14 protein-coding genes are annotated in these 16,359 nt (G+C 72.6%); 8 read left to right on the top strand and 6 right to left on the bottom strand.

The features are described 5' to 3' along the window. The first annotated feature begins 122 nt into the window (after positions 1-122). The 5 genes from OHS81_RS21395 to mscL all read left to right on the top strand — a co-directional run bounded on the left by OHS81_RS21395 (position 123) and on the right by mscL (position 6,164). Positions 123-1,643 carry a potassium/proton antiporter gene (locus tag OHS81_RS21395; RefSeq protein ID WP_328391319.1) on the top strand — a complete coding sequence of 507 codons (1,521 nt, stop codon included), beginning with the start codon at positions 123-125 and terminating at the stop codon, positions 1,641-1,643. A 398-nt stretch (positions 1,644-2,041) separates the two neighbouring features. Then, complete coding sequence (locus tag OHS81_RS21390; RefSeq protein ID WP_328386283.1) at positions 2,042-3,343, top strand: MFS transporter; 1,302 nt, start codon at positions 2,042-2,044, stop codon at positions 3,341-3,343. 133 nt (positions 3,344-3,476) lie between these two features. Further along, complete coding sequence (locus tag OHS81_RS21385) at positions 3,477-3,848, top strand: FmdB family zinc ribbon protein (RefSeq protein ID WP_328386282.1); 372 nt, start codon at positions 3,477-3,479, stop codon at positions 3,846-3,848. A gap of 178 nt (positions 3,849-4,026) precedes the next feature. Next, positions 4,027-4,860 carry an S-methyl-5'-thioadenosine phosphorylase gene (locus tag OHS81_RS21380; protein WP_328386281.1) on the top strand — a complete coding sequence of 278 codons (834 nt, stop codon included), beginning with the start codon at positions 4,027-4,029 and terminating at the stop codon, positions 4,858-4,860. A gap of 797 nt (positions 4,861-5,657) precedes the next feature. Next, complete coding sequence (gene mscL / locus OHS81_RS21375; RefSeq protein ID WP_328386280.1) at positions 5,658-6,164, top strand: large conductance mechanosensitive channel protein MscL; 507 nt, start codon at positions 5,658-5,660, stop codon at positions 6,162-6,164. A gap of 43 nt (positions 6,165-6,207) precedes the next feature. Here mscL and OHS81_RS21370 read toward each other — a convergent pair whose 3' ends face one another. From OHS81_RS21370 to OHS81_RS21355, 4 genes are all read right to left on the bottom strand, one after another. Continuing rightward, positions 6,208-6,492, bottom strand: coding sequence for a hypothetical protein (locus OHS81_RS21370; protein ID WP_328386279.1), 285 nt, complete (start codon positions 6,490-6,492; stop codon positions 6,208-6,210). 91 nt (positions 6,493-6,583) lie between these two features. Continuing rightward, a complete protein-coding gene (locus OHS81_RS21365) occupies positions 6,584-7,165 on the bottom strand; it encodes a MepB family protein (protein WP_328386278.1) in 582 nt (193 codons plus the stop codon). Between the two features lie 678 nt (positions 7,166-7,843). Beyond that, a complete protein-coding gene (locus OHS81_RS21360) occupies positions 7,844-8,377 on the bottom strand; it encodes an AMP-binding protein (protein ID WP_328386277.1) in 534 nt (177 codons plus the stop codon). Between the two features lie 189 nt (positions 8,378-8,566). Beyond that, the gene (locus tag OHS81_RS21355) at positions 8,567-9,970 is read right to left on the bottom strand and encodes an MBL fold metallo-hydrolase (RefSeq protein WP_328386276.1); all 1,404 of its coding nucleotides are present in this window, start codon (positions 9,968-9,970) and stop codon (positions 8,567-8,569) included. 359 nt (positions 9,971-10,329) lie between these two features. Between OHS81_RS21355 and OHS81_RS21350 the strand changes: the two genes are divergently transcribed. The 3 genes from OHS81_RS21350 to OHS81_RS21340 all read left to right on the top strand — a co-directional run bounded on the left by OHS81_RS21350 (position 10,330) and on the right by OHS81_RS21340 (position 13,510). Then, entirely contained in the window at positions 10,330-11,130 is an 801-nt protein-coding gene (locus OHS81_RS21350; protein ID WP_328386275.1) for a GntR family transcriptional regulator, read from the top strand. Continuing rightward, on the top strand, positions 11,115-12,224 hold the full coding sequence (locus tag OHS81_RS21345; RefSeq protein ID WP_328386274.1) for a TSUP family transporter: 1,110 nt from the start codon (positions 11,115-11,117) through the stop codon (positions 12,222-12,224). Before OHS81_RS21350 ends, OHS81_RS21345 begins: the two co-directional genes overlap by 16 nt. A 71-nt stretch (positions 12,225-12,295) precedes the next feature. After that, on the top strand, positions 12,296-13,510 hold the full coding sequence (locus tag OHS81_RS21340) for an NAD(P)/FAD-dependent oxidoreductase (RefSeq protein ID WP_328386273.1): 1,215 nt from the start codon (positions 12,296-12,298) through the stop codon (positions 13,508-13,510). A gap of 224 nt (positions 13,511-13,734) precedes the next feature. Here the strand turns inward: OHS81_RS21340 and OHS81_RS21335 are convergent, their stop codons facing one another. Continuing rightward, positions 13,735-14,787, bottom strand: a complete 1,053-nt coding sequence (locus OHS81_RS21335) for a MerR family transcriptional regulator (protein ID WP_328391318.1) — start codon at positions 14,785-14,787, stop codon at positions 13,735-13,737. 136 nt (positions 14,788-14,923) lie between these two features. Further along, positions 14,924-16,282, bottom strand: a complete 1,359-nt coding sequence (locus OHS81_RS21330) for an amidohydrolase (protein ID WP_328386272.1) — start codon at positions 16,280-16,282, stop codon at positions 14,924-14,926. Positions 16,283-16,359 lie beyond the last annotated feature (77 nt).

Raw genomic sequence — 16,359 nt, 5'->3', positions numbered from 1 at the left:
TACCCCTACGCGGAGTCACCGCCAGCACCCCCAACCTTCAAGTAATGGTAAATTGTTAGCCTCAGTAACTAGATACGGTAAGGAAAGACCCCTCCGGAACCCGTGCGAGGAAGGACCAGCTCCTGTCTGTCGACCACCTCAACGAACTCCTGCTGTTCTGCTCGCTCGTACTGCTCATCGCGGTTGCCGCGGTACGGCTCTCCTCGCGCAGCGGGCTCCCCAGCCTGCTCATCTATCTGGGGATAGGCATCGCCATAGGCCAGGACGGCCTGGGCGGTGTCGTCTTCGACAATGCCGAGCTGACCCAACTCCTCGGCTATACCGCGCTGGTCGTGATCCTCGCCGAGGGCGGTCTGGGCACCAAGTGGAAAGAGATCAAGCCGGCGCTGCCCCGGGCGGTGTCGCTGTCGACGGTCGGCGTCGCGGTGAGCGTGGGGGTCACCGCCGCCGGAGCGCACTACCTGGCCGGGCTCGACTGGCGGCAGGCGCTGCTGATCGGCGCCGTGGTCTCGTCCACGGATGCCGCGGCCGTCTTCTCCGTACTGCGCAGCGTGCCGCTGCCGGCCCGCCTGACCGGGGTGCTCGAAGCCGAATCCGGCCTCAACGACGCCCCCGTGGTCATCCTCGTCGTCGCCTTCTCCACCGCGGGGCCGGTCGAACACTGGTACCTCCTGCTCGGCGAGATCGCCCTGGAACTGGCGATCGGCGCCGCGCTCGGACTGGCCATCGGCTGGCTCGGCGCATACGGCCTGCGGCACGTCGCACTGCCCGCGTCCGGCCTGTACCCGATCGCGGTCATGGCCATCGCGGTCTCCGCCTACGCGGCCGGCGCGCTGGCGCACGGCTCGGGCTTCCTCGCCGTCTATCTGGCCGCGGTGGTCCTCGGCAACGCCAAGCTGCCGCACGCCCCGGCCACCCGCGGCTTCGCCGAAGGCCTCGGCTGGATCGGCCAGATCGGGATGTTCGTGCTGCTCGGCCTGCTGGTCACCCCGCACAACCTGCTGGACGACTTCGTGCCCGCGCTGCTGATCGGCATGATCCTCACACTCGTGGCCAGGCCGATGTCCGTCTTTGTGGCGCTGCTGCCGTTCCGGGTGCCCTGGCCGGAGAAGACCCTGCTGTCGTGGGCCGGACTGCGCGGCGCGGTGCCGATCGTGCTGGCCACGATCCCGATGGTGAGCGATGTTCCCGGCAGCGACCGGGTCTTCAACATCGTCTTCGTCCTGGTCGTCGTCTACACCCTGATCCAGGGGCCGACGCTGCCCTGGCTCGCCAAGCGGCTGCAGCTGGGCGACGACGAGGAGGCCGCCGACCTGGGCATCGAGTCCGCCCCCCTGGAACGGCTGCGCGGCCATCTGCTGTCCACCTCCATCGGCCCGGCGTCCCGTATGCACGGCGTCGAGGTCGGTGAGCTGCGGATGCCCGCGGGCGCCGCGGTCACCCTCGTCGTCCGGGACGGCTCCAGCTTCGTGCCGTCGCCCTCGACGGTGCTGCGGCGCGGCGACGAGCTGCTGGTGGTCGCCACCGACCCGGTGCGCGACGCGGCCGAACGGCGGCTGCAGGCGGTCTCCCAGGGCGGCAAGCTGGCCGGCTGGCTGGGGACGGGCGGGCCCACGGAGCGGCGGGGGCACCATCACCGCTGAGGTCCGGACGGGCGCAGGGCGGGGGCCCGGGGGTGGCCCTCTGGGATACGAGCCCCGGGGGCTCCCGGAGTGCGGGCGCCGGAGTGCGGGCCCCCGGAGTGCGGGAAATGTGCTGCAGATCTCCACGGATCCCAAGGAAATTCACCTGAAGCCCAGGCCAATGCCAGGGCTTCACGGGCGACGGCCTGTAGTATGAAAAGGCAACATCGACGAACCAACTCTGCCTGATGCAGAGCTGGCGCGACCGCTCGGCGGCCGCGGTCCTCCTGCCACACGCAGCCACCCTCTCGGTGCGGACCACGCGGTATCACTCGGTCCTGCGCGAGAGGACAGCTCTCGGCGCGTACCCGTGACGACCTCGCGGGTGGCGCGCTACCAGGCGGCAGAAAGGCCCGGCCGTGGCATCCGCGGTCAAGGATTCCCGTTCCGGATACGGACCACTGCTCCGCACCCCTGGTGCATGGACATTCCTGCTGCCCGGCTTTCTGGCCCGGCAGCCCTTCGCCATGCTGACGATCGGCATCGTGCTGCTCGTCGAATCGACCACCGGCTCGTACGGCACCGCAGGCGCGGTGTCCGCCGCCACCGGTGTGTCCATGGCCCTGTTCGCCCCGCAGAGCGGCAAGCTCGCCGACCGCTTCGGCCAGCGCGCGGTGCTGGTCCCCGGCGTACTGGTGCATGTCGCCGGCGTCGCCGCACTGATCACCCTCGCGCTCGCCCACGCCCCCCTGTGGGCGCTGATCGCGGTGGCCGTCCCCACGGGCGCCTCGACACCGCAGGTCGGCCCGATGGTGCGGGCCCGCTGGGCCTCCCGGCTCGGCGGCAGCCCGCTGATGCCGACCGCCGCCGCCTTCGAGTCGGTGACCGACGAGTTCACCTTCGTCGTCGGCCCGGTGCTGGCGACCGCGCTGTGCACCGGTATCCACCCGGCGGCCGGTCTGGTCGCCGAGGCCGCGCTGACGCTGGCCGGCGGGCTGCTGTTCGCCTCCCAGCGGCGCAGCCAGCCCCCGGTGCACCGCCCGCAGGCCGGCGACCTGCCGCGCGTCTCGGCGCTGTCGGTGCCCGGCGTACGCGTCCTGATCGTGGCGTTCCTCGGCATCGGCGCCGTCTTCGGCGGGATGCAGGTCTCGCTGACCGCGTTCACCCAGCACATCGGCCAGCCCGGCATCAACGGCGTGCTCTACGGGATCTTCGCGGGCGGCAACATGCTCGCCGGTATCGCCTGTGGGGCCATCACCTGGAAGGTCGGCCCGCGGCGCCGGCTGCTGGTCGCCTACGGGCTGCTGGCGCTGGCCACCACCCCGTTGTGGGCGGTGACCGCACTGCCGCTGCTCGGCGCGGTCGGCCTGGTCGTCGGCCTGTGCATCGCACCGGCTCTGATCACCGGCTACACGCTGGTCGAGTCGCTGGTGCCGGCCGCCGCCCGGACCGAGGCCTTCACCTGGCTGACCGGCGCGGTCGCACTGGGCCAGGCGGCTGCGGCCACCTCCGCGGGACAGCTCGCGGACGGCTTCGGGCCGAGCACCGGATTCCTGGTGCCGCTGGCCGGTACGGCACTGGCCCTCACGGTGCTGCTGACGCTCCGCGCCCATCTGCTGCCCCGCTCGTCGGCCGAGGCCGCCTGCACCCCCGCATCCGGTGCGAACGCACAGGTCACAGCCGTTTCCGACGACCGGGAACGAGAGCTGGCGCGCGTCTGACGGCCCCTGACGGAAGCCTGACGGAACGTGGAGTCGGTCACCGTACGGCGGCCACGGTGGACTGACGGGCGGGAATACTGCAATATGGAGCGTCGTTAGCACTCATCGAGTGAGAGTGCCAGGAGGAAGACAAGTGCCGACGTACCAGTACCAGTGCACCGAGTGCGGCGAGGGCCTCGAGGCGGTGCAGAAGTTCACCGACGACTCGCTCACCGAGTGCCCCGGTTGCCAGGGACGCCTCAAGAAGGTGTTCTCCGCGGTCGGCATCGTCTTCAAGGGCTCCGGCTTCTACCGCAACGACAGCCGCGGCTCGTCGTCCAGCAGCAGCCCCGGGAAGAACGCCTCCGCGTCGGGCAGCACGTCCTCGTCGGACTCGTCGGGCTCCTCCGACTCCTCGTCGAGCTCTTCTTCGAGCTCTTCGTCCGGCGGCTCGGACAGCAAGTCCCAGGCCCCGGCTGCCGCGTCGTCGTCCGGCAGCACCTCGGGCGCCAGCTCCGCAGCCTGACCCACAGCTCTCCGGGCCCCGCCGTCACCGACGGCGGGGCCCGTCGCTTTACGCCACGCGTCACCTGACGGCTCGCTCCGCCTCCCCATGCCCCTCATGCCGTCCTCCGCCTTACGGCTTCCTTTCGCCTCCGGCACCCGCCCACCCCGGCGGCCGTACCCCCGATAGTGTGACCGGCATGGCTGACGCGGAGATTGGCGTAATCGGCGGATCGGGTTTCTACTCCTTCCTCGACGACGTGACCGAGGTCACGGTGGACACCCCCTACGGACGGCCCAGCGACTCGCTGTTCCTGGGGGAGATCGCCGGCCGCCGGGTCGCATTCCTCCCCCGGCACGGCCGCGGCCACCACCTTCCGCCGCACCGCATCAACTACCGCGCCAACCTCTGGGCCCTGCGCTCGCTCGGTGTGCGCCAGGTCCTCGCCCCGTGCGCGGTCGGCGGTCTGCGCCCCGAATACGGCCCCGGCACACTCCTGCTCCCCGACCAGCTCGTCGACCGCACCAAGGCCCGCCCCCAGACCTACTTCGACGGCGAGCCGCTTCCCGACGGGCAGATCCCCAATGTCGTCCACCTGACCTTCGCGGACCCGTACTGCCCCACGGGGCGGCAGGCCGCCCTCAAGGCGGCCCGCGGCCGGGACTGGGAGCCGGTCGACGGCGGCACCCTGGTCGTGATCGAAGGCCCCCGCTTCTCGACCCGCGCCGAATCGCGCTGGCATGCCGCCCAGGGCTGGTCGGTGGTCGGCATGACCGGCCACCCCGAAGCCGTCCTGGCCCGCGAACTGAGCCTGTGCTACACCTCCTTGGCGCTGGTCACCGACCTGGACGCGGGCACGGAGACCGGCGACGGCGTCTCCCACGAGGAAGTCTTCCGGGTGTTCGCCGAGAACGTGGGCCGACTGCGGGAGGTCCTGTTCGACGCGGTCGCCGCCCTCCCGGACACCTCCGCCCGCGCCTGCCTGTGCACCGAGGTCCACACCGGCTGGGACCTGGGCATCGACCTGCCGTAACGGCCTCGGAACCGCCGCAACCTCCTCGGACCTGCCTGCCGTGGCGCCCTTGGACCTGCCGTTACGGCTTCTGCGGACTGCCCGGCCTCCCCCTTGCGGGTGGCCGGGTTGTCCACAGGCGCCGGGTCGTCCACAGCCCGGAGCGGACGGGAGCGGATTCCGGCACGGTGGTGAGCCCGGTCCCTCCGGCCCTCTCACCTCAGGCGGTGCCCACCATGCCCCATGCCCCTTCCGCTCCTCTCCCTCCGTGCTCCCCTCGGCCTTTCCCTCCCCGGGCCGACCCCGCCCTTCTCTCCCCTCCGCTCCCCACTCCCCCGCCGTGTGACGTGCCGCACTTCGCTCCCGTACGGGCGGGCGGCGGCCGACGCTTATGGAGCCGGACCGCGCGGCAGCGGATGCTGGCCGCCGGCCTGGCACTGACCGCCGCAGCACTGGCCTGCGGAGCCTCGTACGGTGCCGTACGAGCCGCGCCCGTCTCCGGCTGTCCGTCGGCAACGGCGGCGGGAGGGCGGTGACCATGTCCCAAGATCAAGTGGCATCCGCACTCCCCTCACGCCACACTGCTGCGCATGGCGGGGCATCCGCCGCGCGCCGATGGGGTCGCGCTCACCGCACCACCACCGCGGTATCCGTCCACGGCATCCGCAGGGCCAACGCCCTCCGCCGGACGCACACCAGGGCTCCGGCCGATCGCCGGTGCACGGGGCCGGACTGGACACCTCCGCCCTGCCCTGCCGTAAGTTGCGGTGCTGTCTGTAGGTGCACCATCCGTAGTGAGCGTGGAAAGAGGCTGTCAGGTGAGCGAGAGCAAGGGCGTCCTGCAGGGATTCAAGGAATTCCTGATGCGCGGCAACGTCATCGAACTCGCGGTCGCGGTGGTCGTCGGTGCTGCCTTCACGAACATCGTGAACGCCGTGGTCAAGGGCATCATCAACCCCATCGTGGGCGCGCTCGGTTCGCAGAACCTCGATCACTACCAGTCCTGCCTGACCGAGACCTGCGCCAAGGATCCCAAGACGGGCGCGTTCGCCGACGGTATTTACATCCTCTGGGGCTCGGTGCTCAGCGCCGCCCTGACGTTCCTGATCACCGCCGCGGTCGTCTACTTCCTCATGATCCTTCCGATCAACAAGTGGAAGGAGCGCCAGACCGCCAGGAAGCCGGACGAGGGCATCCCCGCGGACCCGACCGAGATCCAGCTGCTCATCGAGATCCGCGATGCGCTGATCGCGCAGCGCACCGGCTCGCCGGCCGCGCCTTCCTCCGGCGCCGGGATCATCGGCACACAGAAGACTCAGCAGTAGCAGGCGCCACCGGCGGCCGGCCCACGCCGCCCCCTCGCCTCGCTCAGAGGTGGTGGGGCGGCTTTTCGTCGAGGAAGCGGGCCAGGTCGGCGGCGCTGTCACCGCGGTCAGGGCGCTCGCCCCAGCCACGGTCGGTGTCGTCCGAGGACTGCTGGTTCAGCGGGTCGTCGAAGATCAGCCTCGCGGCGGGCTCGGGGGCCGGGCGCACCGCCGGCGAAGACGCAGCGGCCTGTGCGGCCTCGGACGCCTCTTGGGACGCGCCCTGGGGAACGCCTTCGGACGCGTCCTGGGGCGTGGGGGCCGACTCGGGTTCGGGGCTGGTGCTCACCCCTTCAGGGTACGGGCGCGCCGGGAGCGGTCACCGCTCAGCAGGCGTCCGGGCCCACGTCCCCGCCCACCGGTTACGGGAGCCCTGCCGCTCAGGGGCGGTGGCCGGGGTGGTGGAGCGCTCGGGCACGGGTCTGGTCAAGGGCACCGTCAGCGCCGATCGGCAGAAAGTGGTCCACCTGCCACGCCTGGGCGCTGCGGGCCTGGCGACTGGTCGTCTCCACCCACGGCGGGTAAATGCGGAACGCGCGCTTTCCGCCCGTGCCGTTCCGGGAGACGATGCCCCGTTCAGCGAGCACATCCCGCGGGAAGACGAAGTGCCCGAAGTGCCCGTCCTGGCGGCTGCTGATGACGAAGAGGCCGACCGCGTCCGCGGAGTCGAACGGCTGAATCGGCCCGCCGGGGCTGCGCTTCCACACCGTGACGAACTGGCCGGCCTTTGTCGGGGTCGTCTTGGCCACCCGGAACCTGACGGCCAAGCCGTCGAGAGTGAATTCATGGGCCGCGTACTCCGCGCTCTCCGCCTCGGGCACCGGCCGCGAGCAGACGAACCCGCACGGGTCGTACACCGTCGCCTTCGCCGCAAGAAGCTCCTCATGCAGCGATTCCCCACCCGCCCAGGGCTCGGAACCTGCGGGGCACTGCGCAGAGGACTCCGCGGAATTTGTCGCCATTGCGCCATCGTGCCATTTCCGGCCGCCGCGCAGGTCAGCGGGATGGCCGGGGCGACGTGGGCCGGTGCTGCTGTCCGGTCTGGGCGGGGCCAGCAGGCGCCAGGCGGTCAGGCGGGGCCGTGAACGCCTCGCGTCTTACCGGCCCTTGTCGTGGGTCGGTATGGGATGCGGGCGGTGGCCGTCGCGGGGGCGGGTCGGTGGGCCCTGCGAGGCGAGGCTGCGCCTGAGGAGCCGGTTCCGGTTGGTGCCGGGCAGAGGATGGCGGGGGTGAGCGTACTCGTGGCGGGCCATGGGGAGGGGTCTTTCCGGTCGGGGGAGAGTACGACGGCCCGGCCGGAAGAAGAGTGATGCCTCCGGGGCCGCAGCCGGGACAGGTAGGGCGCGTGGGGCATGTGGGCGCCTGAGGGCTGGTCCACGGGACCCACGCTAGGCACGCGTCAGGCGCATGGCCCGTTCTATGGGCTCAGTGGGTGAAGCTGCGCCACGTCGCCGGCGTGGGCCGCGCCTGCCGCTTTACCGACGTGGGCCATGCCTTCCCCTGTACCGGCGTGAGCCGCGCCTTCCCCTGTACCGGCGTGGGCCGCGCCTTCCCTCCTGTACCGGCATGGATATGGTCCGGGCCTCCCCGGGCCGCCCCTGAACCGGCGCGGGCCGCCTCTCCCCTGGGCGGCCGTCCCGTCAGCGGGTGGCGGCGCCGGCGCCCAGTGCCTCGTGCCACCACAGGTCGCGGCCCGGCTTCCAGGAGACCGGCCGCGAGCACCGGTTCACCACCAGCACGGTGCGGTCCGGCGCACCCCCCGAGGCCGCGCCCCGGGCCAGCGCGTGGTCGAGCACCGCCTTCACCGGTCGTACGGCCCCGTCCCAGAACGCCGCATCGGCCGTGATCAGCACCCTGGCCGAGGACTCACGAGTCCGTGCGACCAGTTCGGGCACCGTTAACGAGACCGGCAGCGTGGTGCGTATCGCATCCAGCCGGCCGCAGGCGAGCGTGGCGATCACCGACTCCGGCACCAGTGGCAGATGCACCGCGACCCGGTCGCCGGCCCGTACGCCGAGCCGGGTGAGCGCGGCCGCGGCCCGCTCGGCCTGGTCGAGGAGCATGCCGTGCGTCAGCTCCTCATGGCGTCCCGGCTCCCCGCTCCAGGTGAGGGCGATTCGCGACGCCTCCGGCTCCTGCACATCCCGGGCGTCATCTGCATGCTCTGAGGTCATACGGCGCAACATGCGGACCAGGATGTAGATCATCGATCAACGTTCACTGAACGTCCGTTGTACGGGGCCGGTGCAGGGCCGGTGCACGGGGCCCGCACAGCCGCGTACGGGGACATGCGCGGCCGCCGCCCCAGGACTGCTGCCCCTTTCCGGCGCACTCCGTCCCTCCTCTGGCCCACCGGCGCGCGCTCACCCCACGCCCGCGGCCACCGCGTCGTATCCCCCCGCCACATCGCACACGTCCCCGAACCCGTGCGCCTCCAGCAGTGCCGCCGCGATCACCGACCGGTTGCCGCTGCGGCAGTACAGGACCACCGGGCGGGCCGGGTCCAGTTCGGTGATGCGGGCGGCAAGGCCGGCCAGCGGGATGTTGCGGGCACCGGGGAGGGCACCCGCCTCGTACTCGGCCGGATTACGGACATCGATCAACTGGATGCCGGGCGCGTGGTCTTCGGGCAACTCGCTTGCCGGCAAGGGCAGCTCGTCGTAGTGGATGCGATGGCTGCGGCGGGCGAGGGCGGGCGTGCGCTCCAGTACGGCGGCCGGGTCGGGCAGATGACCGAGGACGTGGTCGTAGCCGATGCGGGCGAGCCGCAGGCGGGCCTCCTGCTCCGTACCGGGATCGGCGAGCAGCACGATGGGGGTTCCCGGGGCGACCACGCTGCCGGCGTACTCCGCGAACCGGGTGTCCAGGCTCGTATGGAGCGAACCGGCCAGGTGCGCGCGGGTGTAGGCGGCCGGCGAGCGGCAGTCGAGGAAGGCGGCACCCTGCCGGTCGCGGGCCGCAAGCGCCTCGTCGAGGGTGAGCGCGGGCGGCGGGCCGGGCTCCAGGAGGGCGTGGCCGTCGCGGTTGAGGGCCGCGTCGTGCGCGAAGTACCCGGGGGTGGCGGGCTGTCCCGCGGTGACCAGCCGGACGAAGTCGGCCTCCGGCATGGGCTGCAGGGCGTAGTTGAGGCGGCGCTGGTCGCCGATCGTGGAGCTGGTCTCGGTCGAGAGGCTGCGGCCGCAGGCGGAGCCCGCGCCGTGTGCGGGAAAGACCCGGGTCGCGTCCGGGAGGGTCATGAGTTTGGTGTGCAGGGAGTGGTGCAGACGGGCGGCCATGTCCTGCGGGGAGTGACCGGCGGCGGAGAGCAGGTCGGGACGGCCGACGTCGCCGACGAAGAGGGTGTCGCCGGTGAGCACGCCGAACGGCACCTCGTCGTCCGGGTGTTCGCGGATGACCAGACAGATGGATTCAAGGGTGTGGCCGGGGGTGGCGAGGACGGTGAGGGCCACCCCCTCGTCGTCGTCCGCTCCGAGCGAGATGCGCTCGCCGTCCCGTAACCGCCGTATGGGAAAGCCGGTTTCGGCGGCTTCCCCGAAGGCGATGGCGGCACCGGTGGCCCGCGCGAGTTCGAGGTGGCCGGAGAGGAAGTCGGCGTGAATGTGCGTCTCGATGACGAGTTCGATGCGCAGACCGGCGGCTTCCGCGTCGTGCAGGTACTCGTCGATATCGCGGCGCGGGTCGACGAGTACGGCGCGGCCGGTGCTCTCGTCGCCGATCAGATACGACGCCTGGGAGAGGCAGTCGAGGTAGTACTGCGCGAAGTGCACGGTCGGCCTCCAGGGTGCGCGGGGCCCGTGCGCGGCGGCTGGGCCCGCCCGGGCAGGGTGCGTTGTGCGGATGCACGGATGTACGTACATTAGGGAGCCGGAGGGCGGGCGACAAGCCGCGACCGCCTTCCCGGCAGTCCATGTGACGGCGCACCAGGCGGACTTGCGTGACGACGTGGCAGGTATCACGCCCGAAGTCACCGCGTGCGGACGAGTGTGACGCCACATCAGCTTCCCTGCGCGACGCACGACGCCCTGTCCGCCGGACGGCTGTACCGACTCGCCCGGCATCAGCAACCGCACCACTCACACCCCCCGCACCACCCACATCACCCCGTACGCCCGCGGAGGAACCCACCATGACGACCGAGCCGCCGGACGGCGCGCACGGCCCGCGCCCCCTGGACCGGCGCTCGCCGCTGCCCCTGTGGGCGCAGCTCTTCGCCGATCTGCGCCGTCGGATGGAGGCCGGCGCATTCCGTGCGGAGTTCCCGGCCGAGCACCGGCTGACCGGCGAGTACGAGGTCAGCCGGCACACGGTCCGCGAGGCGCTGCGCAAGCTGCGCGCCGACGGTCTGGTGATCGCCGAGCGCGGCCGCACCAGCCGGCTGGACACCCGTCGCATACAGCAGCCGCTGGGCTCCCTCTACAGCCTCTTCCGCGAGCTGGAGGGCCAGGGTGTGGAGCAGCGCAGCGAGGTGCTGCGGCTGGAGCGGACCGCGGAGGGGACGGTCGCCGGGCATCTGGGGCTGGTACCGGATGCGCCGCTGGTCGTACTGGAACGGCTGCGGCTCGCGGGCGGCGAACCGCTCGCCCACGACACCGCGTATCTGCCCGCCGAGGTCGCCGAGCCGCTGCTGGACGCCGACTTCGGGCACACCTCGCTCTACGGAGAGCTGACGCGGCGCTGCGGGGTGAAGGTCACCGGCGGCCGGGAGCGGATCCAGCCGTTCCTGCCGGACGTCCGGCAGGCGTGGCTGCTGGGGCTGGCCGACCGGGAGGCGGCGTTCACCATCGAGCGGCTGGGGCGGGCCGGGGAACGGCCGGTGGAGTGGCGCGAGACGGTGGTCCGCGGCGACCGGTACTCCTTCGTCGCGGAGTGGTCCGACCGGAACCCGGCCGTCGCCCTTGCGCCGCGTGCCTCGTGTCCGTCCTCATAGCCGCCGCGGCGCTGCCGTGCGGACTGCTGATCGGTCTGCTGCTGGGCTCGCTGGGCGGCGGGGGTTCGGTGCTGGCGGTGCCCGCGCTGGTCTATCTGCTGGGGCAGTCGCCGCACGAGGCGACCGCGGGTGCGCTGATCGTCGTCACGGTCGGCTCGGTGACCGGGCTGGTCTGCCATGCCCGAGCCGGGCGGGTCCGGTGGGCGGCCGGTACGGCGTTCGGGGCGCTGGGTACGGCCGGCAGCTACCTCGGCTCCCGGTGGAGCGCGGCGCTGGACCCCGCGGTGCTGATGGCGGCGTTCGCGGGGCTGCTGCTCGTGGTGGCGGCGATGCTGGTGTCACGGGGGCTGCGCGAGTGGCGAGCGGCGGACGGTGCCCGTCCCTTACGGGAGTCCCCGCAGGCGGCCTCCTCAGGAGATCCGGGGGACGAGACCGTGCCCTTACGTGATACTCCGGAGCCGCCCGCGCCCCTTCGCCACTCTCCGGCCCCCGCGCCCTTACGGGACACCCCGGAGCCCTCGCCCTTACGGGGCACCCCGGGTCCGGCCCCCTCCGCAGGCCGGACCGCCGGCCCCTCCCACCCCGCGGACCCCACGGGAACCGGCCCCGCGGGCACCCGCCCCACAGACACACACCCCACGGGCGCCCGCCCCACGGGCACCCCTCCCGTCGGCCCCCATTCCTCCGGCCCCCGCCCCGCAGGCTCCCGGCCCGCCGCCCGTCCCCTCCGGTTCGCCGTGACCGCCTCCGCCGTCGGGCTGCTCACCGGTTTCTTCGGGGTCGGCGGCGGCTTTGTCGTCGTACCGGCGCTCACCCTGGTCCTGGGCGTGGAGATGCCGGTCGCCATCGGCACCTCTCTCCTCGTCATACTCCTCAACTCCCTTACGGCGCTGGGCACCAGGGCCGGCACGGGGTCTCTGGACTGGCCGGTGCTGGCGGGCTTCGCGGCCTGCGCAGCGGTCGGCAGCCACCTCGGCAACCGCCTCACCACCCGTCTGCGCCCGCACACCCTGACCACGGCCTTCGCCTGCCTCGTCACCGTCCTCGCCGTCGCCATGGCGGTCACCGCCCTGCCCCGTCTCTGGTCTCCCTGACGACCTCGGCCCCAGGACCGGCCACTCGCCACGCAACCCACTCACCACTTCCCACTCACAGGAGGAAGCACATGGCCCCCGCACCTGCCGCCCCGTCCCACCACCAGGTCCTCATCGTCGGCGGCGGCACCGCAGGCATCACCGTCGCCGCCCGGCTGCGCCGCGCCGGTGTCCGGGACATCGCCCTGCTGGAGCCGTCCGAAACGCACTGGTACCAGCCGCTGTGGACGCTGGTCGGCGGCGGCCAGGCTCCGCTGCGCGCCGCGCTGCGCACCGAGGCGGAGGTCATCCCGCCCGGCGTGCGCTGGCTGCGGGAGCGCGCCACCGCCGTCGACCCGGCCGCCCGTACGGTCACCACCGCCTCCGGCCGGGTCCTCTCCTACGGGCGGCTGGTGCTCGCCCCCGGCCTGCAGCTCGACTGGGACGGCGTGCCCGGCCTGGCCCCGGCCCTCGGACACGGCGGGGTGAGCAGCAACTACCGGCCCGACCTCGCCCCGCTCACCTGGGATCTGATCCGCCGGATGCGCAGCGGGACGGCCGTGTTCACCATGCCGTCCGGGCCGGTGAAGTGCGGCGGCGCCCCGCAGAAGATCGCGTATCTGGCGGCCGACCACTGGCGCAAGCGCGGCGTGCTGGGCGCGATCCGCACCATCCTGGTGCTCCCGGAGCCTGCGATGTTCAAGGTGCCGGTCTTCTCCCGGGCACTGACGGAGACGGCCCGGCGGTACGGCATCGAGGTGCGGCTGAGCTCCGAGATGACCCGGCTCGACGGCGCGGCGCGCGAGGCAGTGATCACCGACCACACCACCGGCAAGGACGAGACCGTCCGCTATGACCTGCTGCATGCCGTACCGCCGCAGCGCGCCCCCGAGTGGCTGGCTGACGGCCCGCTGGCCGACCCCGACTCCCCGTTCGGGTACGTCAAGGCCGACCGGGAAACCCTCCAACACCCCGACTTCCCGGACGTGTTCGTGCTCGGCGACGTCGCCAACCTTCCGACGTCCAAAACGGGTGCCGCGATCCGCAAGCAGGCGCCGGTCGTCGTCGCCAACCTCCTCGCCGGTCTGCGCGGACGCCCCGCCACCGCCCGCTACGACGGCTACACCTCCTGCCCCCTGGTCACCGCCCGGCACAAGATGCTGCTCGCCGAGTTCGACTACGACCTGCAGCCCACCCCCTCGATCCCCTTCATCGACACCACCCGGGAGCGCACCGACATGTGGTTCCTCAAGCGCTACGGGCTGCCGCAGCTCTACTTCAAGGGGATGCTCAAGGGTCTGGCCTAGGGGCACAGATTCCCTAAGGGCAGGGATCAGCGGGTGAGGGCTCAGGGGACGGTGGCTTCGTGGCCGTTGCTCAGGGGCGGTGGCTCAGGGGCGGTGGCTCAGGGGCGGTGGCTCAGGGGCGGTGGCTCAGGGGCGGTGGCTCAGGGGCGGCGTCGGGCCCGGCCCCGCCCGCAGGGAGAGCGCGGCGCCGTCCGGGGAGGCCCGCCGCCGCGCCGCGTTCGGCCCTACGCCGCCGCCGTCTCCCCCACCACACAGCCCACGTTGTCCGGTGCCCCCGCCTCGCGGGCGAGTCGGATCAGGTCCCGTACGGCCTGGTCGGGGGCATCGGCCGTGGTCAGCACGGCCTGGATCGTCTCGGCCGGCACCACCGAGGTCAGGCCGTCCGTGCACAGCAGATAGCGTTCCCCGGGCCGGGCCTCCAGCAGATCCATGTCAGGGGCGAACTCGGCGGACGATCCGTCGAGCGACCGGAGCAGCAGCGCTCGCTGAGGGTGCGACGAGGCTTCCTCGGGGGTGAGCCGGCCCTCGTCGACCAGCGACTGGACCATGGTGTGGTCGTGGGTGATGCGGAAGAGGCCGGAGTCACGCAGGACATAGGCGCGCGAGTCCCCGATGTGCAGCAGCGCCAGCTGCGAGCCGGAGCGCAGCAGCGCGGTGAGGGTGCTGCCGGAGGCCTCGTGTGCCGGTGGGGCGGCGCGGTGTGCGCGCCGGGCCGCCTCCTCCAGGACGGCCGGCAGATCCGCCGAGGCCAGGTCCCGGTGCTCCAGGTCCTTGAGCGCATCGATCGCGGCCGTCGCGGCGGTGCCGCCGCCGGGGCCGTAGCCGTCGGCCACGGCCAGCAGCCGCGGTCCCGCGTAGGCGGCGTCCTGCTGGGCCGGGCGCACCGGTCCCTGATCGGTCAGGGCGGCGCAGCGCATCGTCACAGGGGTGAGCGGTTCGGTCATGACGGTGTCCTTCCTGGACAGCTGGTCGACGAGGAAGGCGGCCAGGTCCCGGCGGGCGGCGGTGTCGGCCTCGACCTGTGCCCAGTACGCGGCGACCGCCCCGGCTGCATCGTCCGGCGCCAGCTCGCACACCTCGCGGATGCGGGCCAGCGGCATACCGAGCCGGCGCAGCCAGGCCACCAGCCGGGCCCGCTCCAGCTGGGCCGGGGCGTAATGGCGGTAGCCGCTTCGCGGGTCGACGCGGTCCGGGGTCAGCAGGCCGAGCTCGTCGTAGAGCCGCAGCGCCTTCGGCGAGAGCCGGCAGGCCCGGGCGAACGCCCCGATGGTCAGCAGCGCCCCGTCCCCGTAAGGCGCGTCGCCCGCGCCTCCGGTCCCCTGCCGGTCCGCCCCTCGGTCCACCCGTCCGCCCTCCTCGTACCGGGCACTTCGCCCGGTACGGCCGATGCTGGGGCTTCCCCCAAGGACAAGGTCAAACGCGTATCGCCGCCCCGCCCCGGCCGGCCCGGTCCGTCGCCTCCGCCGGGTCCGCGCCCGCGCCCGCGCGGGACAGCTGGTTGAGCGCCGCGGCGGTCAGCGCCTGGACGCCCATGGTGAGGGTCGGCCGGACCACCGGGACGAAGTGCGGCGAATGGTTGGAGGGGATGTCCTGCGCCAGCCGCCCGGCGGCCAGGGCCGTTTGGAACTCCTCCGGGTCCCAGCCGCCCAGCCACCAGTAGTAGAGCGGTGCCCCGGCGGCGGTGGCCAGCAGTCCGGCGTCCTCACTGCCGGTCGTCGGCTCGTAGGCGAACAGCCGCTGCTCGCCGAAGAGTCCGGTGAACTGCTCATTGACCTGATGCAGGGTCGCGGCGTCGTTGACGGTGACGGGGAAGGAGTCCAGGACCTCGGTCTCGGGCGCCCGGTCCGCGCCGGAGGCGGTGGCCTCGGCGCGCGCGATGCGGTCGATGGCGGCCAGCACGGCCGTGCGCACCGTCTCGTCGAAGGTACGCACGCTGAGCCGCACGACGGCCCGGTCGGGAATGACATTGGCGGTGTCCCCGGCCTGGAAGGAGCCGATGCTGACCACCGCCCGGTCCTTCGGCGCGACCTCGCGGGCCACCACGGACTGCACCCGCTGCACAAAGGCCGCCGCCATCAGGATCGGGTCGACGGTGGTCTCGGGCCGGGAGCCGTGGCCGCCGGTGCCGTGGAAGGTGATCTCCAGGCTGTCGGCGGCGGCCATACAGGGTCCGGGGCAGTACGCGATCAGCCCGGCGCCGAAGGGGGCGACATGCTGGGCCAGCACCACATCGGGCGTGGGGACCAGGCTCTTGGTGTAGAGGCCGGCGTCGAGCATGGCGCGGGCACCGCTGCCGACCTCCTCGGCGGGCTGGAAGAGCACGACCAGCGTGCCGGACCAGCGGTCGCGGGCCGCCGCGAGCAGGTCGGCGGCGCCCAGCAGACAGGTCACATGGACGTCGTGCCCGCAGGCGTGCATCCGGCCGGGGACCGTGGAGGCGTAGTCCAGGCCGGAGTTCTCGGTGACGGGCAGCGCGTCCATGTCGGCGCGCAGCAGGACCACGGGGCCCGGGCCGTTGCGCAACACGCCGACGACGCCGGTTTCGGCGATGCCGGTGGTGACGTCATAGCCGCAGCCGGTCAGCCGGCGGGCGGCCTCGGCGGCCGTACGGGTCTCCTGGAAGCCGAGTTCGGGGTGGCGGTGCAGGTCTTCGTAAAGGGCCACGAGGTCCGCGAGGCGGTCGTCGAGCGGGGCCAGGACGGCGGCGGTGCCGTCGGTGTGCTCGGCGTCATCGGTCGGGCCGGTCATGCCTGTCGTGTCGCTGTCGCTCATACACGCATTCGACCATGGATCGCCGCGGCGCACCCGGGCGTCGGCCCCCACCCGTCCCGGATCCGTCCCGTAGGGGC

This window comes from Streptomyces sp. NBC_00400, assembly GCF_036048035.1.
Lineage (GTDB): Bacteria > Actinomycetota > Actinomycetes > Streptomycetales > Streptomycetaceae > Streptomyces.
The sequence above is the reverse complement of the archived record's forward strand: the minus strand, read 5'-3'. Positions and strand labels throughout refer to the sequence as shown.